The organism is Acidovorax sp. GW821-FHT10E03 (assembly GCF_059415205.1).
The window spans coordinates 350054-371447 of the sequence record NZ_JBWKMU010000001.1 but is presented as its reverse complement, the minus strand read 5'-3'; the positions used below and the strand labels follow the sequence as shown (position 1 = coordinate 371447).

At 68.8% G+C, this 21394-nt stretch carries 20 protein-coding genes; 12 read left to right on the top strand and 8 right to left on the bottom strand.

The annotated features are described in order from the left end of the window. The first annotated feature begins 104 nt into the window (after window positions 1-104). Entirely contained in the window at window positions 105-1118 is a 1014-nt protein-coding gene (locus AC07OD_RS01735) for a GlxA family transcriptional regulator (RefSeq protein ID WP_218294131.1), read from the top strand. Between the two features lie 65 nt (window positions 1119-1183). Beyond that, the gene (locus AC07OD_RS01730) at window positions 1184-2359 is read left to right on the top strand and encodes an MFS transporter (RefSeq protein WP_494594792.1); all 1176 of its coding nucleotides are present in this window, start codon (window positions 1184-1186) and stop codon (window positions 2357-2359) included. Between the two features lies 1 nt (window position 2360). On the opposite strand, the gene AC07OD_RS01725 is transcribed toward AC07OD_RS01730, so the two are convergent. Continuing rightward, a complete protein-coding gene (locus tag AC07OD_RS01725; RefSeq protein ID WP_494594790.1) occupies window positions 2361-3326 on the bottom strand; it encodes a LysR family transcriptional regulator in 966 nt (321 codons plus the stop codon). A gap of 162 nt (window positions 3327-3488) precedes the next feature. Here AC07OD_RS01725 and ilvD point away from each other — a divergent pair, with 162 nt between their 5' ends. Beyond that, a complete protein-coding gene (gene ilvD, locus AC07OD_RS01720; RefSeq protein ID WP_218294128.1) occupies window positions 3489-5195 on the top strand; it encodes a dihydroxy-acid dehydratase in 1707 nt (568 codons plus the stop codon). Window positions 5196-5407: 212 nt separating this feature from the next. On the opposite strand, the gene AC07OD_RS01715 is transcribed toward ilvD, so the two are convergent. From AC07OD_RS01715 to AC07OD_RS01695, 5 genes are all read right to left on the bottom strand, one after another. Beyond that, window positions 5408-6607 carry a hypothetical protein gene (locus tag AC07OD_RS01715; protein WP_494594788.1) on the bottom strand — a complete coding sequence of 400 codons (1200 nt, stop codon included), beginning with the start codon at window positions 6605-6607 and terminating at the stop codon, window positions 5408-5410. Next, window positions 6604-7392 carry an ABC transporter ATP-binding protein gene (locus tag AC07OD_RS01710; protein ID WP_218294126.1) on the bottom strand — a complete coding sequence of 263 codons (789 nt, stop codon included), beginning with the start codon at window positions 7390-7392 and terminating at the stop codon, window positions 6604-6606. The genes AC07OD_RS01715 and AC07OD_RS01710 overlap by 4 nt, the downstream gene beginning before the upstream one ends. Continuing rightward, entirely contained in the window at window positions 7392-8222 is an 831-nt protein-coding gene (locus AC07OD_RS01705) for an ABC transporter permease (protein WP_218294125.1), read from the bottom strand. The genes AC07OD_RS01710 and AC07OD_RS01705 overlap by 1 nt, the downstream gene beginning before the upstream one ends. Window positions 8223-8234: 12 nt before the next feature. Further along, a complete protein-coding gene (locus AC07OD_RS01700) occupies window positions 8235-9356 on the bottom strand; it encodes a glycosyltransferase family 4 protein (RefSeq protein ID WP_494594785.1) in 1122 nt (373 codons plus the stop codon). A gap of 191 nt (window positions 9357-9547) precedes the next feature. Next, complete coding sequence (locus tag AC07OD_RS01695) at window positions 9548-9790, bottom strand: TIGR04438 family Trp-rich protein (protein ID WP_218294123.1); 243 nt, start codon at window positions 9788-9790, stop codon at window positions 9548-9550. A gap of 106 nt (window positions 9791-9896) precedes the next feature. Here AC07OD_RS01695 and AC07OD_RS01690 point away from each other — a divergent pair, with 106 nt between their 5' ends. Then, a complete protein-coding gene (locus AC07OD_RS01690) occupies window positions 9897-10202 on the top strand; it encodes a c-type cytochrome (RefSeq protein WP_218294122.1) in 306 nt (101 codons plus the stop codon). Window positions 10203-10329: 127 nt separating this feature from the next. On the opposite strand, the gene AC07OD_RS01685 is transcribed toward AC07OD_RS01690, so the two are convergent. Both AC07OD_RS01685 and acs read right to left on the bottom strand, forming a co-directional pair. Continuing rightward, window positions 10330-10815, bottom strand: a complete 486-nt coding sequence (locus AC07OD_RS01685) for a LapA family protein (protein WP_218294121.1) — start codon at window positions 10813-10815, stop codon at window positions 10330-10332. 404 nt (window positions 10816-11219) lie between these two features. Continuing rightward, window positions 11220-13214 (bottom strand): acetate--CoA ligase, encoded by a 1995-nt coding sequence (acs, locus tag AC07OD_RS01680; protein ID WP_218294120.1) that lies wholly within the window; start codon window positions 13212-13214, stop codon window positions 11220-11222. 187 nt (window positions 13215-13401) lie between these two features. On the opposite strand from acs, the gene AC07OD_RS01675 reads away from it, so the two are divergent. From AC07OD_RS01675 to AC07OD_RS01640, 8 genes are all read left to right on the top strand, one after another. Then, a complete protein-coding gene (locus tag AC07OD_RS01675; protein WP_255591377.1) occupies window positions 13402-14010 on the top strand; it encodes a TIGR00645 family protein in 609 nt (202 codons plus the stop codon). Between the two features lie 61 nt (window positions 14011-14071). Beyond that, the gene (locus AC07OD_RS01670; protein WP_218294119.1) at window positions 14072-15166 is read left to right on the top strand and encodes an RDD family protein; all 1095 of its coding nucleotides are present in this window, start codon (window positions 14072-14074) and stop codon (window positions 15164-15166) included. A gap of 196 nt (window positions 15167-15362) precedes the next feature. Next, the gene (locus AC07OD_RS01665; protein ID WP_218294118.1) at window positions 15363-16229 is read left to right on the top strand and encodes a dioxygenase family protein; all 867 of its coding nucleotides are present in this window, start codon (window positions 15363-15365) and stop codon (window positions 16227-16229) included. Window positions 16230-16466: 237 nt separating this feature from the next. Next, window positions 16467-16769: a hypothetical protein gene (locus AC07OD_RS01660; protein ID WP_255594561.1), complete on the top strand. Its 303-nt coding sequence runs from the start codon at window positions 16467-16469 to the stop codon at window positions 16767-16769. A gap of 20 nt (window positions 16770-16789) precedes the next feature. After that, complete coding sequence (locus AC07OD_RS01655) at window positions 16790-18385, top strand: ATP-binding protein (RefSeq protein WP_494594780.1); 1596 nt, start codon at window positions 16790-16792, stop codon at window positions 18383-18385. Then, window positions 18382-19074: a response regulator gene (locus AC07OD_RS01650; RefSeq protein ID WP_492806292.1), complete on the top strand. Its 693-nt coding sequence runs from the start codon at window positions 18382-18384 to the stop codon at window positions 19072-19074. Before AC07OD_RS01655 ends, AC07OD_RS01650 begins: the two co-directional genes overlap by 4 nt. Window positions 19075-19288: 214 nt before the next feature. Continuing rightward, window positions 19289-20518, top strand: coding sequence for a DNA topoisomerase IB (locus AC07OD_RS01645; protein WP_494594778.1), 1230 nt, complete (start codon window positions 19289-19291; stop codon window positions 20516-20518). Window positions 20519-20600: 82 nt separating this feature from the next. After that, window positions 20601-21386, top strand: a complete 786-nt coding sequence (locus AC07OD_RS01640) for a Crp/Fnr family transcriptional regulator (protein ID WP_492806288.1) — start codon at window positions 20601-20603, stop codon at window positions 21384-21386. The last annotated feature ends 8 nt before the right edge of the window (window positions 21387-21394 follow it).

Below are 21394 nucleotides of genomic sequence, written 5' to 3'. Positions count from 1 at the left end.
ACCCGCCGGAAGCACCCTGTCCCCCAGGCCGCCCTCCAGCCAGTGGCCAGATCTGTGGGGATGTTGTCGTTGCAGCCAACCCACGGAGCCTTCACACTGGCGCCATGCACCCTCCATCCCGCGCTGTCGCCTGCCTCCTCTACCCCGGCGTCATGAGCCTGGACGTGGTCGGCCCCATGCAGGTGTTTGGCTCTGCGAACGCAGAGCGCACGGGCCATGGCCTGCCGCCGGCCTACACGCTGCACCTGCTGGCCGAAGCGCCAGGGCCCGTGCCCACATCGGCCGGGTTCGCGCTGGTGGCCGATGGCGCCTGGGGAACCCTGGATGCGGCTGGCTTCGACACCGTGCTGGTGGCGGGCGGCGATGGGGTGATTGCGCAGCTGTCCAATGCCGGCCTGTGCGAGTGGCTGCGCCACGCCGAGCCGCGGGTGCGGCGGCTGGGGTCGGTGTGCTCCGGCGCGCTGCTGCTGGCACAGGCGGGGCTGCTGGACGGACGGCGCGCCACCACCCACTGGTCACGCCTGGACCGCCTGCGCCAGAGCCACCCGAAGGTGCTGGTGGAGCACGACTGCCTGCACACGTACGACGCCGCCAGCCCACACGACAGCCATGTCTTCACTTCGGCGGGCGTCACCGCCGGCATTGACCTGGCCCTGGCGCTGGTGGAAGCGGACCTGGGCCGTCCCCTGGCCCTGGCCGTGGCGCGGCGGCTCGTGATGTTCATGCGCCGCCCGGGCGGGCAGGCCCAGTTCAGCCCCCTGCTGGCGCCCGAGACCCTGCACGCCCCACGGCTGGCCGCGCTGCTCGAATGGATTCCCACGCAGCTGGGCGGCGACCTGTCGCTTGATGCCCTGGCCGAACGTGCCTGCATGCCCACCCGCACGCTCTCGCGCGTGTTCCAGCGCGAGCTGGGCATGACGCCCGCCCGCTACGTGGAACGCGTGCGCGTGGAAGCTGCGTCCACGCTGCTGGCGCAGGCCCAGGCATCGATCTCCACCGTGGCCCGGCTGTGCGGGTTCGAGCACCCGGAGAACCTGCGCCGCAGTTTTCACAAGCACCGCGCCGTGAGCCCGCAGGCCTATGCGCAGCGCTTTGGCGCGGGTGTGCCGCTGGACTGACCGCCCCGCGGCCCGGCCCCTTTCCTTCCTACGCGCCCACCGGGGCGCACCACCGAAAGCCATCCATGCTGCTCTTGCGCAATGCGTCCGTTCGCCTGCTGTTCGCGGGCCAGGCCCTTTACTGGGGCTGCTCCATCATCGGCATCACGCTCACCTCCATCGTGGGGGCAAGGCTGGCGCCCTGGCCCACCCTCGCCACGCTGCCGCTGGCGCTGCTGGTTCTGGGCAACCTGCTGTCGGTGCAGCCGCTGTCGCTGTTCATGCAGCGCCGGGGGCGGCGCGCGGGGCTGCAGGCCGGTGCGCTCCTTGGCGTGGCGGGCGGGCTGGTGAGCATGGCGGGCGTGCAATGGGGCAGCTTTGCCGTGTTCTGCGCGGGCACGCTGGCCATCGGCGCGTACCAGGCATCGTCGGGCTACTACACCTATGCGGCGCTGGAGGCGGTGGACCCGCAGCAAAAAGGGCGCGCGGCGGCCTGCGTGGTGGCAGGCGGCCTGTGCGCCGCCGTGTTCGCGCCACCGCTGGCGCTGTGGTCGCGCAACCTGCTGGCCACGCCGCTGGCGGGCGCCTACCTGGCCATTGCGGTGTTGTCCGCACTCGGGTGGGCGGTGATGGCACGGCTGCGCGAGGGGGCCGCGCCCCAGCCTGCGGCGGGCGGCATCGCGGCCATGCGCACCCTGCTCGCCCGGCCCGGGCTGCGCGCCGCCGTGGTGATGGCGGCCATCGGCCACGGCCTGATGATCCTGGTGATGAACGCCACGCCGCTGGCCATGGAGGTGTGCGGCTTCTCGGCGGCCTCGGCCGCGCAGGTGATCCAGTGGCACGTGATCGGCATGTTCTTCCCGGCGCTGTTCGCGGGCCAGCTCGTGGACCGCTTCGGCAGCCGCCCGGTGGCGGCCGTGGGGGCGGCCTGTCTGGCGGCCAGCGCGGCGGTGGCGCTCTCGGGCATGGCGTTCACCGAATTCCTGGCCAGCTCCTTCCTGCTGGGCACGGGCTGGAACCTGATGGTGATCTCGGGCACAGCGCTGCTCGCCGAAAGCCATGCACCCGAGGAGCGCGGCCAGGCGCAGGCGCTGATGCAACTGGCCAACGGCACCGTGGCGGCGGCCATGTCCTTTGCCTCGGGCGCGCTGCTCACCGGCGTGGGCTGGACGGCGATCAACGCGGTGATGGTGCCGCTGCTGGCCATCGCGGTGGGGCTGCTGTTCGCGCGCGGGCGCACCGCGCCGGCCGCGGCGGGCTGACTCAGCCCACCGCCGAGCGCTCGCGCACAAAATTAGTGAAGCGCGCCAGCGCGGGGTTGTTGAGCGCGGCGGGCCAGACCAGGCTGGTTTCGCACACGGGCAGTGGCGGCGCGGCGGCCGCCTTGGCGGCCCTGGCCGGGGCCCTGGCCGGCGCGGCCCCGAACGCATCCGCAGCGCGGTAGACCACGCCCTCGCGGCGGAACTGGGTCACGCTCTCGGGCACCCACGCCACGCCCAGGCCGCCCCATACCAGGTTGACGATGGTCTGCATCTGGATGGCCTCCTGCGCCACCACGGGCACGCGGCCCGCTGCGTGGTACAGCGCAAAGATCGCGTCGTGCAGCGAAGGCACGATGCGGCGCGGAAAGATCACCAAAGGTTCGGCCAGCACCCGCGCCAGGTCCAGGCGCGACGCACCGGCCAGCGCGTGGCGCTCGGGCAAGGCGAGCACCAGCGGCTCCTGCGCCACCACCAGCCGCGCCAACCCGGGCGGCGCGAAGCCCGGCGAATGCAGCATGAGCCCGGCGTCCAGTTCACCGCGCGCAAACAGTTCGCGCTGCACATCGCCCGTGGCCTCCACCAGCTCCAGCGCCACCTGGGGGCACAACACGCGAAAGTCCCGCACCCATTCAGGCAGGCGCTCGAACCCGATGGTGGAGACGAATCCCAGGCGCACGCGCCCCACCTCACCGGCCGCCGCCACGCGGGCGCGGGCCGGCAAGGCCTGCGCACGCTCCAGAAAGTCGCGCACGTCGGGCAGCAGGGCCTCGCCCGCCGGGGTCAGCGCCACGCGCCGGCGCGTGCGGTCGAACAGCACCACGCCCAGCGAGCGCTCCATCTGCGCGATCGCCTGGGTCAGGGGCGGCTGCGTCATGTGCAGGCGCAGCGCGGCGCGGCCGAAGTGCAGCTCCTCGGCCACGGCCACGAACTGGCGCCAGGCGCGCACGTCGATGAATGCTTCTTTCATAGCGGTGGTGATCCGGTGATATGTTTTATATATTACTGAAGCAGGCGAAAGGGATTGGAAACGCCACTCCAAACCTCGCATACTTGCACCCCGACAGCCGAAGACCCGTGCGCCCCTCTGCGCGTCTTCCCACTACAACGACTCCCCACCAGGAAAACCGCCATGGCAGACAGCAAGACCATCCCGATCCAGCCCATCAACCGCCGCAGCGCCAACATCACGCAAGGCAAGTCGCGCGCGCCCAACCGCTCCATGTACTACGCCATGGGCTACGAGGAAGGCGACTTCGTCAAGCCCATGGTCGGCGTGGCCAACGGCCACAGCACCATCACGCCCTGCAACAGCGGCCTGCAGAAGCTGGCCGACGCGGCCATCGCCGGCATCGAGGAAGCGGGCGGCAACGCCCAGGTGTTCGGCACGCCCACCATCAGCGACGGCATGGCGATGGGCACCGAAGGCATGAAGTACAGCCTGGTGAGCCGCGAGGTCATCAGCGACTGCATCGAGACCTGCGTGGGCGGCCAGTGGATGGACGGCGTGCTGGTGGTGGGCGGCTGCGACAAGAACATGCCCGGCGGCCTGATGGGCATGCTGCGCGCCAACGTGCCCGCCATCTACGTCTACGGCGGCACCATCCTGCCCGGCCACTACCAGGGCAAGGACCTGAACATCGTGAGCGTGTTCGAGGCCGTGGGCGAGAACGCCGCGGGCAAGATGAGCGACTTCGACCTGAAGGAAATCGAGAAGCGCGCCATCCCCGGCACCGGCTCGTGCGGCGGGATGTACACCGCCAACACCATGTCCAGCGCGTTTGAAGCCCTGGGCATCAGCCTGCCGTACTCGTCCACCATGGCCAACCCGCACGACGAGAAGATGAACTCGGCCAAGGAATCGGCCAAGGTGCTGATCGAGGCCATCAAGATGGACCTGAAGCCCCGCGACATCGTGACCAAGAAGGCCATCGAGAACGCCGTGGCCGTGATCATGGCCACCGGCGGCTCCACCAACGCGGTGCTGCACTTCCTGGCCATCGCACACGCCGCCGGCGTGGAATGGACCATCGACGACTTCGAGCGCGTGCGCCAGAAGACCCCCGTGCTGTGCGACCTCAAGCCCAGCGGCAAGTACCTGGCCGTGGACCTGCACCGCGCGGGCGGCATCCCGCAGGTGATGAAGGTGCTGCTCAACGCCGGCCTGCTGCATGGCGACTGCATCACCATCAGCGGCAAGACGATTGCCGAAGTGCTCCAGGACGTGCCCGACGTGCCCCGCGCCGACCAGGACGTGATCCGCGGCATCGACAACCCGATGTACGCGCAGGGCCACCTGGCCATCCTCAAGGGCAACCTGAGCCCCGAGGGTGCCGTGGCCAAGATCACGGGCCTGAAGAACCCCGTCATCACCGGCCCCGCCCGCGTGTTCGACGACGAACAATCGGCCCTCGAAGCCATCCTGGCCGGCAAGATCAAGGCCGGCGACGTGATGGTGCTGCGCTACCTGGGCCCCAAGGGCGGCCCCGGCATGCCCGAGATGCTGGCCCCCACCGGTGCGCTCATCGGCGCCGGCCTGGGCGAAAGCGTGGGACTGATCACCGACGGCCGCTTCTCCGGCGGCACCTGGGGCATGGTGGTGGGCCACGTGGCGCCCGAGGCGGCGGCCGGCGGCACCATCGCCTTCGTCAACGAAGGCGACAGCATCACCATCGACGCGCGCCAGCTGCTGCTGGAGCTGAACGTGCCCGAGGAAGAAATCGTCAAGCGCCGCGCCGCCTGGACGGCCCCTGCCCCCCGCTACACCCGCGGCGTGCAGGCCAAGTTCGCCTTCAATGCATCGAGCGCGAGCAAGGGTGCGGTGCTGGACGCCTATTGATGAACGGATGAGCGGCCATTGATGGCCCTTTCTGGCGGCAGGCCGCCGCGCCCCCGGGGCCGCGCCGGACAAACAAGCGCCCATGCTGCCCCGCATGGGCGTTTTGCCTTGGCGGGCATCACCACAGGGAGGCCCAGGGCACGCGCCCCGGATGTTTCCCGAAAGGCGCTGGCCAGCCCATCACCGTGCGTGCCGGCCCGTTCGCAGGGGCCTCAGTGCTTGCGAAACCGGGAGATCCAGCGAAGCCATCCTCCCGCCAGGCTTCTGAGCGGGGCCGTCACACGCCACGACCAGCTGGCGCGCATGAGGGCCGCTTCATTGCGCACCGCGCCCATCAGCAACGCCTCTCGCGCGGAGACACCGCGCGCCAATCGAAGCATCGCGGTCCGCAGCCCCTCGCCCGCGGCCTGTGCGGGCGCCAGCGTGTCCTGCTGGCGCAGGTCAGGCGGCAAGATGGCCTCAAGATCAAAAAAGGCCAGGGGCTGTTCCGCACAGGTGGTGACCAGCAAACCCCAGGGCTCATGCACATCCACCCCCTTGGGCCCGCCCTCCCTGGGGTTGTGCTGCCCCTTGCGGAAGGTGGCATCGTCGAGCACCCGCACCAGCGCATGGGGCTCGGACGCACCATCCGGCCAGCCCTGCGGCGCTCGGCGGAACAACGCGATGTGCGGAGTCCCCGCATCCGCGACCAGCAAAACGCTGCCCCCCGCCGCGAAGCACACGCCATGGGGATAGCTGAGCCCGTGCAGTTCGGCCGATGGCCTGGCGGCGGCCTCCAGCCGCGCATCGTTGCGATACAGGGCCACTACATGCCGGTCATGGTTGCTGATGGCGACCCAATCGCCCGCAGGATCCAGTGCCACGCCATCGGGCACTTCCAGGCCTTCGCGCATCAGGACCTGGGCGTCCACATGGGTCAAGCCGGAACGGGCATCCAGCAGGTGGTGGGTCACGTAGTGCGCGAAGCCATTGCACACCCAGAGTTCAAGCAGGCCGGAGCCCAGAGGCCGGGCGCACAGGCTGCCGGGCGACTTCAGCAGTTCGGTATCGCCCTTGCCAACCGTCGCCAGCGGCTGCAGCCTGCAGGCGGACACGGGCCGCTGCGCCGCGGGAATATCAAAGAACGACACGTTGCCCTCGCGGCTGGCAACCGCCACGGTCCCGTCGCTGACCCAGCACACCCCGTGCGGGCGCTTCAGGCTGGAGGAAACCACCTGCATGGCATCGGAAACATGGATGCATTTATGCCCATCCTCCAGGCGGCAATCCACGCCGAGAATCAGCAGCTTGTCCACCGCGATGCCGGCCAGCGCGATGCGGCGCCCATTGGGCGACCAGCTCACGTCCTCGGTACGCCCCAGCGCCGCGATGGTTTTCAGCACCTCGGCCGGGCCCGTGCATTTCAGTCTCACCGGAGCACTCCTTGCTGCAGGTTGTGGAAAGCCAGGGCGTCATCGACGCTGCCATCCATCACCACGCGCCCCTCGCTGAGTACGAGTGCGCGGTTGCAGAAGCTCCGCAGGATGACCTCGTTGTGGGATGCCAGCACCAGGATGGAGACCTGCTCGATCAGCCCGTTGATGCGCTCCTTGGCCTGGCTGAAGAACTTGGCGTCGCCGGCGCCAATCATCTCGTCCATCAACAGGATATCGGGCACCACACTCGTGGACACCGCGAACGCCAGGCGCAGCAGCATGCCCTGGGAATAGGTCCTTACCGGCAGCTGCAGGTGCTCACCGAGCTGGGTGAACGCCTCCACCGAAGGGACAAGTTCCATCGCCTGCCTGCGCGTGAGGCCCATCACGATGCCGCGCATGATGATGTTGTCGTAGCCCGTGGCATCCACGTCCATGCCCAGCATGATGTCCGTGAGGGCGGCCACCCGGCCGCGGAAAGACAGATCGCCCTGCATGGGCTCATACACGCCGGACAGCACGCGCAGCAGCGTGGTCTTGCCGGCGCCGTTGGAGCCGATCAAGCCGACGCGGTCCCCCGTGCGCAACGCCAGGTTCACGTCGCGCAACGCATGCACGCTGACCCGGCCCAATCCGCTGGATTCGACGCGGGCCTTGTCGCGCTGGGGAAACCCCAGCACGGTATTGAGCAGGCCACGGGAACGCGTCGTGAAGACGGGGAAATCTATCGACACGCCTTTCAGCTGGATGTAGGCCGTCTCCGACCCCGAAAGCGCCCGCATCACAGCCAGTACACGATCCGGCGCCGGATCACCACGTACTGCCAGAAAAAAACCAGCGCCAGCAGCACGACCATGCCGCCGGCCGCCCCCCAGGTCCGCATGCTGGGCACGGTCCCCATCAAGGGACTGCGCACCAGGTCCAGGAACAGGGCCAGGGGATTCAGGTGCACCACCCACTGGGCCCGTTCGGTCAACTGGTCCGGCACCCACAGCACGGGCGTCACAAAGAAACTGACCTGCATGAGGCTGCCCGTGGCCACCGTGACATCACGGAAACGGGTGGCCAGGCCCCCCAGTATGGCGACCACGAAGCAGGCGGCGGCCAGCGTCAAGGCAGCCGCGCCGAGCAAGGCCCACCACTGCACGTCCCCCAGCCGCCCCGACCAGAGCAGCACCGCCAGCACGATGACCGCGCTGTGCAACATCAGAAGGGAGCACCGGAACACGGTGCGAAAAACAAACGCCATCTTGGGATAGGGCGTCTGCTTCAAGAAGGCGTCCGCGCCGATGTAGGTCAGGCAGCCCTCATTGATCAAGGCGCTGAAATACCCGAACAGCACATGCCCCGCGCAAAAATAAGGCAAGTACCAGTCCGGCGGGTACTTGAACAGCTGCGCACCGATCAGGCCAAAAGCGATGATGAACAAGGCCGTGTGCAACGCAATCCACACGGGGCCCAGGAAGGTGCGCCGGTACTGCTTGGCGACATCGTTCCATCCCATGAAGCACCAGAACCTCCATGCGAGCATGGCGCCGCGGATATCGCGCCACAGCAGCTGGACCTGGCGCTGTCGCGCCGAGACGGAGGGGCTGTGGGTCGCTGTGGTCATCGCAGAAATATTTCAAGCCATCGACTCGTAGACACGCAAGGTTTTTTCGGCGCACGCCTGCCAGCTGAACGCCTGCACCCGGTCACGCCCCCGTGCCACCAGCCGGGCCGCAAGCTCAGGCTGCTCCGCGATGCGGCGCATCGCATCCGCGATCTCATCGGTGCGAAGAGGGTCGATCAGCAAGGCCGCGTCACCCGCGACCTCGGGGATCGATGTCGTGTTGGACGCCACCACCGGCACGCCGGCAGCGAATGCCTCCAGCACCGGCAAGCCGAAACCTTCGTGCAGCGACGGAAACACCAGGGCGGTGGCCCGCTTGATCACGACCTGAAGCTCCGCATCCGGCAGATGCCGAAGCCACCGCACATGCTTCAATCCACCCCCCGTGAAGCGTGCAACGACGTCATCGCACCCCCAGCCCGGCTTGCCGACGATGAGCAAGGGGTACTCGCGCTGCAGATGCTCTGGAAGGCTCGCGTGCGCCGACAGCAGGCGGTCGATATTCTTGCGCGGCTGCAGGGTGCCCACGCTCACGAAATAGTGGTCGGGCAGCGCATGCCGCGATCGCACGGCCTCATGCAGGGCCGCGTCCAGAGGTACGAACCACTGGGCCCCGACTCCCAGCGGAATCGCGGTGATCCGCTCCTCGGGCAGGCGGAAATGGATGGCGATCTGCTGGCGTGAGTACTCCGAAATCGTGATGACATGCTGCGCCCAGAAGGCCGTGCGCCGCCACAGCTCATTTTTCAGGCTCTTGAAACGGTATCTGACCCACTCCGGGTTCGACAGCGGTATGGCATCGAAGATCGTCGCCACCACCGGGATTCCGCGCAGGCGCGGCACCAGGTGGTCGGTGGCATGCACGAGATCGGTCCCCTTCCCCAGTGCGCGGCGTGCGTGGCCAAAGTCCACCCCTACCAGCGTCGCGGCCAATGCCTGCCAAGCAAAGGAGCCAAACGGCATCGCGGGTGTTGCTCCCCGCCACACACTGGTCGGCGCGTCGAATACATAGGGCTGCAACCGTGCCGCCTGCGGCATGGCCGCCATCAGCTCCCGAGTGTAGGTGCCAATGCCATCCACGCCGCCCTGCTGGATAGAACGTGCCAGCACGCTGACACCAAAGGCCACATTCATTGGACCACCTCAACGTGGATGATCCTCAGCATGCCATAGTCGCTCATCAGGCACTCGGGTCGCAAATCGGCTTCTACCCTCATGCGGCAGAGCTGTTCCTGTTTTGTCATGTACAACGGTGATCGGTTCTTCTTGTGGCGCAGCCTTGTACATCCGCGCTGGCGGTGCGAGGAACAAACGCAATGGACTGTCTAGCGTGGCTTGCGCGGGCGCATGCCCAGGGCTTCCTTGTTCTTGTTGATCCGGTCCTGCTTGCGCTGGTCCATCTTTTCCATGGCTTTACGTTTCGTATACCCTGTGGAATCCGCCCAGGCCCACCATAGGGCCGTGGCGGCAAAGGGTGCCAGCACCCACCACCAGGACCAGTTGGCCACGGGTCCGATCTCGAAATACTTCAGTGCCAGAAGCACCAGTGAAAGACCCAGCAGGTACATCGCGATCTCCAGAAAACGCCGGGTTGACGACAGACAAATGCCTGTCAACCCAACTCACTACAATTCCATTAAAAGAACTGTAACCCAACCCACAGGAAATCCCACCATGAAGCGTACCCTGATCACCCTTGCCATGACGCTGTCGGTTGCGGCACCCGCCATGGCCGATCTGGCCCTGGCGACCTCGAAGAACTGCATGGCCTGCCACGCCGTGGACAAGAAGCTGGTGGGTCCTTCGTACAAGGACGTGGCCGCCAAGTATGCGGGCCAGAAGGATGCCGTGGACAAGCTGGCCGCCAAGATCATCAAGGGTGGCGCGGGCGTATGGGGTCCGGTCCCGATGCCGGCCAACGCGCAGGTCAACGATGCAGAGGCCAAGAAGCTGGCGGCTTGGGTGCTGACGCAAAAGTGATGCGCCTTTGATGGACTTACGGCGGGGGGCTGCATCGCCCTTCCCCGCCCCTTGCGGCCGTGCCAGATCCCTGTCACGGCCGCAAACGTTTCCGGGCCCTGCCGCCCGCGCCTCGCGCAAGCGGGGATCAGACGAGTGGCGGCACCACGGGCGCGGGCTCCAGGCCCCGGGTGCGCAGCTGGTGTTCCAGCTGCCCCACGTAGGCCGCGGTGGAATTGTCGGATTCGGCGACCCGCGCCGCCAGGCGCGCCTCCAACTGGTCCAGCCGGGTCAGCAAGGCGGCGTGCGCCTGATGGTGCTGGGCATCCAGGAAGGTGCGCAATTCCGTGAACCGCGAGGCTTCTGCCTTGTCGGCCAGTTCACGCTGGACTTGCATCTCCTTGCCGTGGCGCCGCGTCTCCATGAGCACGGACCCCTGGAGGGACAGGACGTAGGCCAGGAAGAATATCCCCAGCAGGGCCGTCAGGGCCAGCATGATGAGGCCCAGCGGTGCCTCGAAGACCACGATCCCCAGGGAGACCAGGGCGGGAGCGGCCAGGGTGGGCCAGTTGAGCGCCGCGAGTATCGCGATGGCCAGCACCGTCAACAAAAGTACTATGGAACGCAGATGCATGGGAAACCTCCGGTATGCAGCGCCCAGGCATGCAGCCTGGGACACGATGCCGCCGTTGTAACCCATGCAGGGGCCATCCCGCGCCGCGGGGGAGCGGTTTCAGTCGGTGTCCTACAAGGGGCCGCGCACGCCTTCGGGCTGGACGGCACCCCGTTGCCGATGGCGAGGTTCCCGTGAACGGTGAACGCCAGCCACGCCCCCACGCAAGGCCCCCCACCACGCTGATTTGCAGGCGCAGCGCGCCCGCGCCCCGCGGCGGTGCACCGCCCTCTGGTCAGTTGGCCTTGGCCAGCTGGTCCAGGATTGCCGGATTCTGTGGCCACGTCACATCGCCTGTGGCGACATGAGTGGCCCCAAACCCGCAGGCGCTGCACGCTGGCGCCGCATGCACGGCACCTCCTGGATCAGTTGGTCTGGGCCAACTGATCCAGGATTGCGGGGTTTTCCAACGTGCTCGTGTCCTGCGTGATGGCTTCCCCCTTGGCGATGCTGCGCAGAAGGCGGCGCATGATCTTGCCGCTGCGGGTCTTGGGCAGGTTGTCGCCAAAGCGGATGTCCTTGGGCTTGGCGATGGGGCCAATCTCCTTGGCAACCCAGTTGCGCAGCTCGTTGGCGATCTGCTTGGCTTCCTCGCCGGTGGGGCGCGAGCGCTTGAGCACCACGAAGGCGCAGATCGCCTCGCCGGTCACATCGTCGGGGCGGCCCACCACGGCGGCCTCCGCCACCAGGTCGGTCTTGGAGACCAGTGCCGATTCGATCTCCATCGTGCCCATGCGGTGGCCCGACACGTTGAGCACGTCGTCGATGCGGCCCGTGATGCGGAAGTAGCCCCGGTCGGCGCTGCGCACGGCGCCATCGCCAGCCAGGTAGTAGCCCTTGAGCTCTTCGGGGAAGTAGCTCTTCTTGAAGCGCTCGGGATCGTTCCAGATGGTGCGGATCATGCTGGGCCACGGGCGCTTGATGACCAGGATGCCGCCGGCGCCGTTGGCCACATCGTTACCGGTCTCGTCCACGATGGCTGCGGTGATGCCGGGCAGCGGCAGCGTGCAGCTGCCGGGCACCAGCGGCGTGGCGCCGGGCAGCGGGGTGATCACGTGGCCGCCGGTCTCGGTCTGCCAGAAGGTGTCCACGATGGGGCAGCGCTCGCCGCCCACGTTCTTGTGGTACCACATCCAGGCCTCGGGGTTGATGGGCTCGCCCACGCTGCCCAGGATGCGCAGGCTCGACAGGTCCGACCGCGCGGGGTGCACGGCGGCGTCGGCCTCGGCCGCCTTGATGAGCGAGCGGATGGCGGTGGGCGCGGTGTAGAAGATCGTGCACCGGTGCTTTTCGATCATCTGCCAGAAGCGCCCGGCGTTGGGGAAGGTGGGAATGCCCTCGAAGATGATCTGCGTGGCGCCAGCCGCCAGCGGTCCATAGGCCACGTAGGTGTGGCCGGTGATCCAGCCGATGTCGGCCGTGCACCAGAACACGTCGTCCGGGCGCAGGTCGAAGGTCCAGTCCATGGTGAGCTTGGCCCACAGCAGGTAACCGCCAGTGCTGTGCTGCACGCCCTTGGGCTTGCCGGTGGAACCGCTGGTGTACAGGATGAACAGCGGGTGCTCGGCCCCCACGGCCACCGGCGGGCAGTCGGTGCTCTGGCCCGCAAGCGCCTCGGCGAAGGTCTTGTCGCGCCCCGCCACCATGTTGCAGGCCGTGGATGTGCGTTCATAGACAAACACGTTGCGCAGCGTGTCGCAGCCGCCCGTCGCCAGGGCCTCGTCGATGATGGCCTTGAGCGGCAGCTCCTTGCCGCCGCGCATCTGGTAGTTGGCCGTGATGACGGCCACGGCCCCCGCGTCGATGATGCGCTCATGCACCGCCTTGGCGCTGAAGCCGCCAAACACCACGCTGTGCGTGGCGCCGATGCGCGCGCAGGCCTGCATGGCGATCACGCCCTCGATGGTCATGGGCATGTAGATCAGCACGCGGTCGCCCTTGTTCACGCCGTGGGCCTTGAGCGCGTTGGCGAACTGGCTCACGCGGGCCAGCAGCTCCTTGTAGGTGATCCTGGTGACGGTGCCGTCGTCGGCCTCGAAGACGATGGCGGTCTTGTTCTCGGTGGGCGTGCCGATATGGCGGTCCAGGCAGTTGGCCGAGGCGTTGAGTTCCCCATCGGCGAACCACTGGAAGAAGGGTGCGTTGGATTCATCCAGCGTGCGCGTGAAAGGCTTGGTCCACTGCACGTTCTCGCGGGCCAGGCGGGCCCAGAAGCCTTCGAAGTCCTTGTCGGCTTCGGCACACAGCGCATCGTAGCCCGCCATGCCCGAAATGCGGGCAGCCTTGACGACCGCATCGGCGGGCGGGAACACGCGGTTCTCAACCAATACGGACTCGATCGCGGATGTGGGCGCACTCATGGTGTTGTCTCCTGGGTCTGATGGAATTGGAATTGGGCGGTACTGTCGGACGCGGCACTTACAAGCCACTGACTGGCACGAAGCTTACAGAATCGCCAGTGCCGGGCAGGGAAGAAGGCACCTGTGCGCGAGGGGCTGTCACGCGGCACCCCTAAAATCGCGCGACCCAAGTCCCACCCTACATTCCATGTCCCTCCCCCCAAATCCCGCCACCCCGTCGCCCATGCGCCCCTTGCCGTCGCTGATCTTTGCCAGCCGCTGGCTGCAGCTGCCCCTGTACCTGGGCCTGATCCTGGCGCAGGCGGTGTACGTGTTCCACTTCTGGGTGGAGCTGGTGCACCTGATCGAGGCAGCCTTCGGCAACACCGCCGCGCTCAAGCAGCTGGTCTCCAGCATCGGCTACAAGAGCGATTTCGAGGTCACCGCGCTCAACGAGACCATCATCATGCTGGTGGTGCTGGCGCTGATCGATGTGGTGATGATCTCCAACCTGCTGATCATGGTGATCGTGGGCGGGTACGAGACCTTCGTCTCGCGCCTGCACCTGGAAGACCACCCCGACCAGCCCGAATGGCTGAGCCACGTGAACGCCTCGGTGCTCAAGGTCAAGCTGGCCACCGCCATCATCGGCATCAGTTCGATCCACCTGCTCAAGACCTTCATCAACGCCGCCAACTACGACCTCAAGGTGCTGATGTGGCAGACCATCATCCACGTGGTGTTCCTGCTGAGCGCGCTGGCCATCGCGCTGACGGACCGCCTGATGGCGCACACCGCGCCGCCCGCACGGCACTGAGCCCCCACCCCGCGAGGAGGCCGCCTGGCGCGGCCTCTTGCCCACCCCAGGCGCACCCTCCATGCAATGCCCCCGCTGCAACTGGCAGAACCATGCTTCCTACACGCAGTGTTTCAGTTGCCAGGCGCCGCTGGTGGCGGACATGCCCGCCCCGAGGGCCCCGGCAGGCCGGGGGCAGCCCGCCCAGACACCCGCGCCGGCGCGGCTGGTGGAGGTGTTTCCGGGCACCATGGCGCGCCTGGGTGCCACGCTGATCGACGGCGCATGCATGGCGGCCTTTCCGGTCGCGCTGGCGCTGGCCTGGGTGTTCGCGCGCCCGGCCTTCGACAGCGCCCCGGGCGCCACGTACCCGGCCGCGCTGGCGCTGGGCATCCTCGGCCTGTTCCTCCCCGCGCTGATGGATGCGCTGGGCCAGGGCTCGGCGGGCAAGCGGCTGCTCGGCATGCGGGTGGCGACCCGCACGGGTGAACGCCCCGGCATCGCGCGGTCCGTGCTGCGGCACTTTCTGAAGTATTCGCTCACCCTGGCGCTCACGCTGGCCGTGCCGTTCCTGCTGCACCGCCTGCTGACCGCCCTGTTTGGCGAGCGGGGCCTGCACAGTTCGATCACGGGCACGTTCGTGGTCTCCCGCCACGCCAGCGATACCGCCATCCAGCAGGCAGTGGCCCTGGTCCGCGGGCCCGGCTGGTTCCTCAAGGCGCTGGTGATGCTGGGCGGGGTGGCCGCCTTGAGCTTTGCGGCCATGGTGGCCGTGGCGCTGTGGCACCAGGGAGAGGAGCCCGCCAATCCGCGCCGCGAAGCCGTGCGCCAGCTGGACGGCGCCGCGCGCACGGTGCTGGGGCTGGTGGAGAACCACTACCGGAGCACCGGCGCCTTTCCCGCCAGCGCCGCCGCCATCGGCCTGGGCCGGCCCGGGCAGCTTCCCACCGGCTTCCAGGCCATGGCCATCGATCCGGCCAATGGCGTGGTGCGGCTGACCATTGCCGACAGCTCAGGCGACCGGGCGCTGGCTGGCAAGCACCTGGTCTACACCCCCGTGCTGCGCACCCGCAAGCAGCAGACGGACATCCACAAATGGCAGTGCGGCAGCGACGACATCGTGCGTGGCGACCGGTCCTTCAGCTGCCGGCACGAGGCCACCGGGGCGGCGAAGTAAGCCCACGAAGCCCGCCCGGCGCCGCGCAGTGCGCTTGCATCCGGCGCCCACGGTTTCCGGCAAAAACCGCTTTTTCGCTTTAGGGACAAGCGCTGATAGCTATTGAATTTATAGCACTCCAAGGGAGCAGCGGCTCCCTAATTTCTCCCCAATCGGACGGCACAGTGCAGGCCATACCCACTTGCAGGAGCCATCCATGGACCGCCTCCCCTTCCCCGAGCCCCTGGCCGCCGCCGCACAGGCCCCTTCCAACCGCCGCCTTGCGCTGAATGCCCTGGGTTCGCTGGGCGTGGCCACGCTCCTTGGCTGCGGGGGCGGGGGCAGCGACACCGAAGCCAGCGACACGACCGAGGCCACCGGCACGGGGACCGGAACGGGAACGGGAACAGGTACGGGCACCGGGACAGGCACCGCCGCCACCTGCTCGGTTGTTCCGGAGGAAACCGCCGGCCCCTACCCGGCCGACGGTTCCAGCGCCAGCAACAACACCTACAACGTGCTGGCGCTCAGCGGCATCGTGCGCTCGGACATCCGCAGCTCCATCGGCTCCTCCACGCAGGTCAGCGGCGTGCCGTTCACCATCACCATCACGCTGACCAACACCAACGCAAGCTGCGCCGCGCTGTCCGGCTACGCCATCTACCTGTGGCACTGCACGCAGGACGGCAACTACTCCGTGTACAGCTCCAGCAACATCGCCGACAACTACCTGCGTGGCGTGCAGGCCACCGATGCGAGCGGCACGGTCACCTTCACCACCATCGTGCCCGGCTGCTACGCGGGCCGCATGCCCCACATGCACCTGGAGGTGTACCGCAGCCTGGCCGCCGCCAGCAGCGCGAGCAACAAGATCAAGACCACGCAGCTGGCCTTCCCCACCGCGCTGCTCAGCACCATCTACAGCGCCAATTCGGGCTACAGCGCCAGCGTGCGCAACCTGGCCTCCATGTCGTTCGCCACGGACAACGTCTTCAGCGACGGCACCACGCTGGAGATGACCACCATGCAGGCCAACAGCGGCGGCGGGTACTCGGCCAGCATCACGATCTCGATCGCAGCTTGACTGAAAGCCCCCCTGAGTCGCCTTCGGCGCCTTCCCCCGGAGGGGGACGCACCCGGTGGTCCGGCGAAGCCGGTTCCTCGGGTGCACTGGCCTGGGCGGCGCCGGTTTCTGACAACGTGCCCCACCCGTCAACCGCTTTCCTTAATCCATTGCGCCCTCAGACGCGCCGCGCCGGTAGCACGTGCTGGCGCTGACTTGCTGATCTCCTTTCTCCACAACACTGAAAGAAAAAACACCATGCCTATGCACTCTCTTCGTCCCCGCTGGCTGGCCCGCGTGGCGCTCACGACCATGCTGGCTGCAATATCCGCCACCCCCGTGCTGGCGCAATCCCAGGGCCGGCAGGACCCACCCGCGCCGCCGCCCGAGGCCTATGCCGCCTGCAAGGGCAAGACCGAAGGCGCCAGCGTGACGTTGACCATGCCCGATGGCAAATCGCTCGCAGGCACATGCCGCACAATGGGCGGCACCCTGGTGGCCATGCCCGCGGGCGGGCCTGGCGGCCCCGGCGGAGCAGGCGGCCCGCCCCCCGCCCGCTGACGACACCTGCTCCCCTATCGATGCCCCACCTGACCCTGCACCGCAAAGCCTTCATCGCCCTGGCCGCCCTGCTGGTGGCCTTGCTGCTGATTTTTGCGGGCTTTTCGCGCCTGGGTCTGCAGCGGGGCCTGGGGCCGTATGTGGCAGAGATCGAACTGGCCCGCATGGGCTGGCTGGCCGAGCGCCTGCAGGCCCACCACACGCAGACGGGCGGCTGGGACACCCTGCGCAACCAGCCCCACCTCTGGGGCCAGCTCAGCCACCCGGGCGCAAGCCCGCGCCGGGGTGGCCACCAGGGCATGGAAGACGCCCCGCCCAGCGACCGCAGCGGACAGCCGCCCGGCATGCCCCCCGGGATGGCGAACGGCAACCCGGCGTCGGAGCGCGGTATGCAGCAGCAGCAGCCGCCCCCGCCCCCCGATGGCGGCCCGCCCCCGGGCGAGCGTGGCACCAGCGGCCCCCCGCCCCCATCCGCGCAACGCCACCCCGACGACCTGTTTCCCCGCCTGGGCCTGGTGGACGCGCAGCAGAAGCTGGTGGCAGGCACGGCACCCCAGCCCGGCAGCGCGCGCGTGGCCCTGACCGGCGCCGACGGCCAGGCCATCGGCCATCTGGTGCTGGCGCCCCCGCAGGGCGTGCGCAGCGAGGCCGACCAGGCCTTTCTGGCGCAACACCTGGGCTTCGTGGCGTGGACGGGCCTGGCCGGCCTGGCGCTGGCGCTGCTGCTGTCGGGCTGGCTGGCACGGCGCTGGCTGGCCCCGGTCGAGGCCCTGGCCACCGGCGCGCGCGAGATTGCGCAGGGCCACCTGCACACCCGTGTGCCCGTGCACGGCAACGATGAACTGGCCCGACTGGCCCGCACCTTCAACACCATGGCCGAACAACTGAGCAGCATCGAGTCTTCGCGCCGCCAGTGGCTGGGCGACGTGGCCCACGAGCTGCGCACGCCCCTGGCCGCCATGCGCGCCGAGATCGAAGCCGTGCAGGACGGCGTGCGCCCCTTTGACGACAAGACCGCGCTGCGCCTGCACCGGCAGGTGATGCGCCTCATCCAGCTGGTGGGCGACCTGCGCGCCAGCCTGGATGCCGCTGGCACCAGTGCACCGTCGGCCCAGGTGCCCGTGCACCCGCTCGCGCTGCTGGCCGAGGCGCTGGCCTCCATGCGCCCGCGCCTGGCCCAGGCCGGCATCGAGGTGAACACCACGGGCCTGGAGGCCCTGGCCGCGCAAGCCCCCGCGCCACTGGTGCGGGGCGACGCGCAGCAGCTGCACCAGGTCTTCATGAACCTGCTGGAAAACAGCCTGCGCTACACCGATGCGGGCGGGCAGTTGCGCGTCACGGCCGGGGAAACACGGGCCACCGATGGCGCGCCGCTGCTGCGCGTGCAGCTGGACGACAGCGCGCCCGGCGTGCCCGCGCACGAGCTGCCGCGCATCTTCGAGCGCCTGTACCGTGCCGAAACCTCGCGCAACCGCGACCACGGCGGCTCCGGCCTGGGCCTGGCCATCTGCCGCGCCATCGTGCTGGCCCATGGCGGCACCCTCGCGGCCGAGGCCTCCCCGCAAGGAGGCCTGCGCGTCACCCTGCAACTGCCCCTGCTGGACAACCCTTCATGAGCCACCGCATCCTCGTCGTCGAAGACGAACCCGACATCGCCGCCATCGTGGTGGACTACCTGCGCCACGCGGGCTACACCGTGGAGCACCAGGCCGAGGGCCGTGCCGCGCTCGCCAGCCTGCTGGCCGCGCCACCCGACCTCACGCTGCTGGACATCATGCTGCCCGGCATGGACGGCCTCTCCATCCTGCGCCAGGCGCGGCGCCACACGCAGCACCCCATCATCATGCTGACCGCCCGCGTGGAAGAGGTGGACCGCCTCATCGGCCTGGAGCTGGGCGCGGACGACTACATCTGCAAGCCGTTTTCGCCGCGCGAGGTGGTCGCCCGCGCCAGGGCCGTGCTGCGCCGCACGGCCGCCGCGCAGGAACCGCCGCCCGCCGCCGGATCGGCGCTGGTGCTCGACGAATCGCACTGGCAGGCCACGCTGCACGGCACGCCGCTGGGCCTCACGCGGCGCGAGTTCCGGCTGCTGCAGGTGCTGGCGCGCCAGCGCGGGCGCATCTTCTCGCGCGCACAGCTGCTGGACCAGGCCTACGACGACACGCTGGACGTGAACGAGCGCGCCATCGACAGCCACATCAAGAACCTGCGCAGGAAGCTCAAGGCCGCCAGCGGCGACGGCAGCGACTGGATCCGGTCGGTGTACGGCGTGGGTTTTGCGCTGGAACCGGCTGCGGCCGATTGAGCGCGGCCCGACCGAGCAGATTGCTACATTTTTTATAGCTATTGGCGCTTATTCAATAAGCGCAAGGGCCATTATTCACCCCAAATGGCGGCGCGGCGGCGCTGCCGATTCGGTCCCTGTCTCACCCCGGCGCACGCAGCGCACCTACACCAGCACCGCCCGGGCACGGGTGTGATCGGGGCCACGCACTGGTCCTTATCACCTGCTCGCCCCGATGCCCACCCCCTGCCCATCGCCCCGCGCACCTGCGCCACCCCGGCCCACCCCCCGCCCACAGAAGCTGCCCGGGGGGCTGGTGTACGTCACCCCGTCCATGCCAGGCCTCACGCGGGAGCCCGGCGGCGACAAGACTTTTCGCTACCGCCTGCCCGACGGCCAATGGCTCCGGGACCCGGACGAGATCGCCCGCATCCAGCGCCTGGCCATTCCACCCGCGTACACCGATGTGTGGATCTGCCCCCTGCCCCACGGCCACCTGCAGGCCACGGGGCTGGATGCGCGCGGACGGCGCCAGTACCGCTACCACCCGCAGTGGCGCCAGCAGCGCGACGAAGGCAAGTTCGAGCACATGCAGGCCTTTGGCCGCGCGCTGCCGCGCATCCGCGCCCGCGTGGCGCGCGACCTGGCCGCGCACCGCGGCGGCCAGCCGCTCACGCGCACGCTGGTGCTGGCCGCGCTGGTGCGCCTGCTGGACACCACCTACCTGCGCGTGGGCAACGAGGAATACGCCAGCAGCAACCGGTCCTACGGCCTGACCACGCTGCGCACCCGGCATGCGCGGCTTCACGGCAGCCAGCTCAGGCTGCGCTTTCGGGGCAAGAGCGGCGTGTTGCAGGAGGCCGAGCTGAACGACCCGCGCGTGGCCCGGGTGGTGCGCCGCTGCCAGCAGCTGCCGGGGCAGGAGCTCTTCCAGTACGAGGACGGAGACGGCACCCCACGCACCGTGGGCTCGGGCGACGTGAACGACTACCTGCGCGAGATCACGCACGGCACGGCCGCCACCGGCGGCGACCACTTCACGGCCAAGGACTTCCGCACCTGGCATGGCACCACGCAGGCGCTGGAGCTGACCCGCCTGGCATGTGCGCAGACCGATGCCTCCGGCGCGGCCGACAAAAACGTGCGCTACAGCGCCAAGGCCATCCTGGCCGAGGTGGCGCGCCAGCTGGGCAACACCCCTGCGGTGTGCAAGAAGTCGTACGTTCATCCTGCCGTGCTGGAGCTGGGCTCGCGGCTTGCATCCGACTCCGGCCCGGGCTTGCAGGAAGTGTGGGACCGCATCGGCGGCAGCGCGTCGCCCCGGGGGCTGAGCGCGGCCGAGCGCAGGCTCCTGGCCTTCTTGCGCAAGCCGCGCGCCCGTCCACGGCCCGCGAAGGCCCCGCCTGGAGCGCCTGCTGTCGCGCAGGTGCCGCGCCACGCCCGGCATGCCGGGGCGCATCGCTAAACTTGGCGCCTGCGCCTTTTTCTCCGCCCTGTCGGCCCGGCCCCGCGCACAGGCCGGCCCCGCCCAACTCCAGCCTGCCGCCATGCCCACCACCGCCTTGCCAGAGTCCGAGAGCCCCCTGGCCGACCGCCACCAGCAACGCCCCTTCCTCAGCCCGCCGGAGCGCGAAGCCATCAACCGGGGCCGCTGGTTCGCCGCGCTTACGCCGTCGCTGCGGCATGACATCTTCCGGCTGGGCCGCATCACGCGCTACACACACGGCCAGATGATCGTGGAGCAGGGTGATCTGGCGCAGGACTGGTTTGCCTGCGCCAGCGGCGCCATCCGGTTTCGGCGCACCACGCCCTCGGGCAAGCAGGTGACGCTGGCCTACGTGGAGCCCGGCATCTGGGTGGGCGAGGCCGAGGTGCTGCACCGCGGCCCCAACACCTACGACGCGCATGCCCACGGCCCCACCACGGTGCTGAGCGTGGCCGAGGGCGTGTTCCGCCAGCTGCTGCGCGAACACTCCGAGTTCGGCGAGGCCCTGCTCACGCTGCAGGCGCGCCGCATGCGCTACCTGTACTGGATGATGGAAGACATGGCCACCCTGCCCCTGCGCGCGCGGCTGGCCAAGCAGCTGCTGCACGTGCTGCGCCGCTTCGGCGAGCGCGCCGCCGTGCCCGGCCAGCGCGGCGCCATCGGGCTGTCGCTGGTGCAGGACGAGCTCGCGCAGCTCCTGGGCGGCTCGCGCCAGCGCATCAACGTGGAGCTCAAGTGGATGGAACGCGAAGGCATCATCGGCATCCACCAGCGCAGCATCGTGGTCTACCAGCAGGAGCAGCTCGAGGCGCTGGCGCAGCAGGAACTGGCCGAGTCCCACGGCTAGGCCCCGCA

What these genes read in the sequence shown, in the direction of transcription:
- AC07OD_RS01670 (WP_218294119.1), top strand. Translation starts at nt 14,072, where the DNA reads ATGCAATGCCCCCGCTGCAACTGGCAGAACCATGCTTCCTACACGCAG.
- AC07OD_RS01735 (WP_218294131.1), top strand. Translation starts at nt 105, where the DNA reads ATGCACCCTCCATCCCGCGCTGTCGCCTGCCTCCTCTACCCCGGCGTC.
- ilvD (WP_218294128.1), top strand. Translation starts at nt 3,489, where the DNA reads ATGGCAGACAGCAAGACCATCCCGATCCAGCCCATCAACCGCCGCAGC.
- AC07OD_RS01675 (WP_255591377.1), top strand. Translation starts at nt 13,402, where the DNA reads ATGTCCCTCCCCCCAAATCCCGCCACCCCGTCGCCCATGCGCCCCTTG.
- acs (WP_218294120.1), bottom strand. Translation starts at nt 13,214, where the DNA reads ATGAGTGCGCCCACATCCGCGATCGAGTCCGTATTGGTTGAGAACCGC.
- AC07OD_RS01730 (WP_494594792.1), top strand. Translation starts at nt 1,184, where the DNA reads ATGCTGCTCTTGCGCAATGCGTCCGTTCGCCTGCTGTTCGCGGGCCAG.
- AC07OD_RS01685 (WP_218294121.1), bottom strand. Translation starts at nt 10,815, where the DNA reads ATGCATCTGCGTTCCATAGTACTTTTGTTGACGGTGCTGGCCATCGCG.
- AC07OD_RS01725 (WP_494594790.1), bottom strand. Translation starts at nt 3,326, where the DNA reads ATGAAAGAAGCATTCATCGACGTGCGCGCCTGGCGCCAGTTCGTGGCC.
- AC07OD_RS01705 (WP_218294125.1), bottom strand. Translation starts at nt 8,222, where the DNA reads ATGACCACAGCGACCCACAGCCCCTCCGTCTCGGCGCGACAGCGCCAG.
- AC07OD_RS01660 (WP_255594561.1), top strand. Translation starts at nt 16,467, where the DNA reads ATGCCTATGCACTCTCTTCGTCCCCGCTGGCTGGCCCGCGTGGCGCTC.
- AC07OD_RS01695 (WP_218294123.1), bottom strand. Translation starts at nt 9,790, where the DNA reads ATGTACCTGCTGGGTCTTTCACTGGTGCTTCTGGCACTGAAGTATTTC.
- AC07OD_RS01640 (WP_492806288.1), top strand. Translation starts at nt 20,601, where the DNA reads ATGCCCACCACCGCCTTGCCAGAGTCCGAGAGCCCCCTGGCCGACCGC.
- AC07OD_RS01645 (WP_494594778.1), top strand. Translation starts at nt 19,289, where the DNA reads ATGCCCACCCCCTGCCCATCGCCCCGCGCACCTGCGCCACCCCGGCCC.
- AC07OD_RS01710 (WP_218294126.1), bottom strand. Translation starts at nt 7,392, where the DNA reads ATGCGGGCGCTTTCGGGGTCGGAGACGGCCTACATCCAGCTGAAAGGC.
- AC07OD_RS01665 (WP_218294118.1), top strand. Translation starts at nt 15,363, where the DNA reads ATGGACCGCCTCCCCTTCCCCGAGCCCCTGGCCGCCGCCGCACAGGCC.
- AC07OD_RS01700 (WP_494594785.1), bottom strand. Translation starts at nt 9,356, where the DNA reads ATGAATGTGGCCTTTGGTGTCAGCGTGCTGGCACGTTCTATCCAGCAG.
- AC07OD_RS01650 (WP_492806292.1), top strand. Translation starts at nt 18,382, where the DNA reads ATGAGCCACCGCATCCTCGTCGTCGAAGACGAACCCGACATCGCCGCC.
- AC07OD_RS01655 (WP_494594780.1), top strand. Translation starts at nt 16,790, where the DNA reads ATGCCCCACCTGACCCTGCACCGCAAAGCCTTCATCGCCCTGGCCGCC.
- AC07OD_RS01690 (WP_218294122.1), top strand. Translation starts at nt 9,897, where the DNA reads ATGAAGCGTACCCTGATCACCCTTGCCATGACGCTGTCGGTTGCGGCA.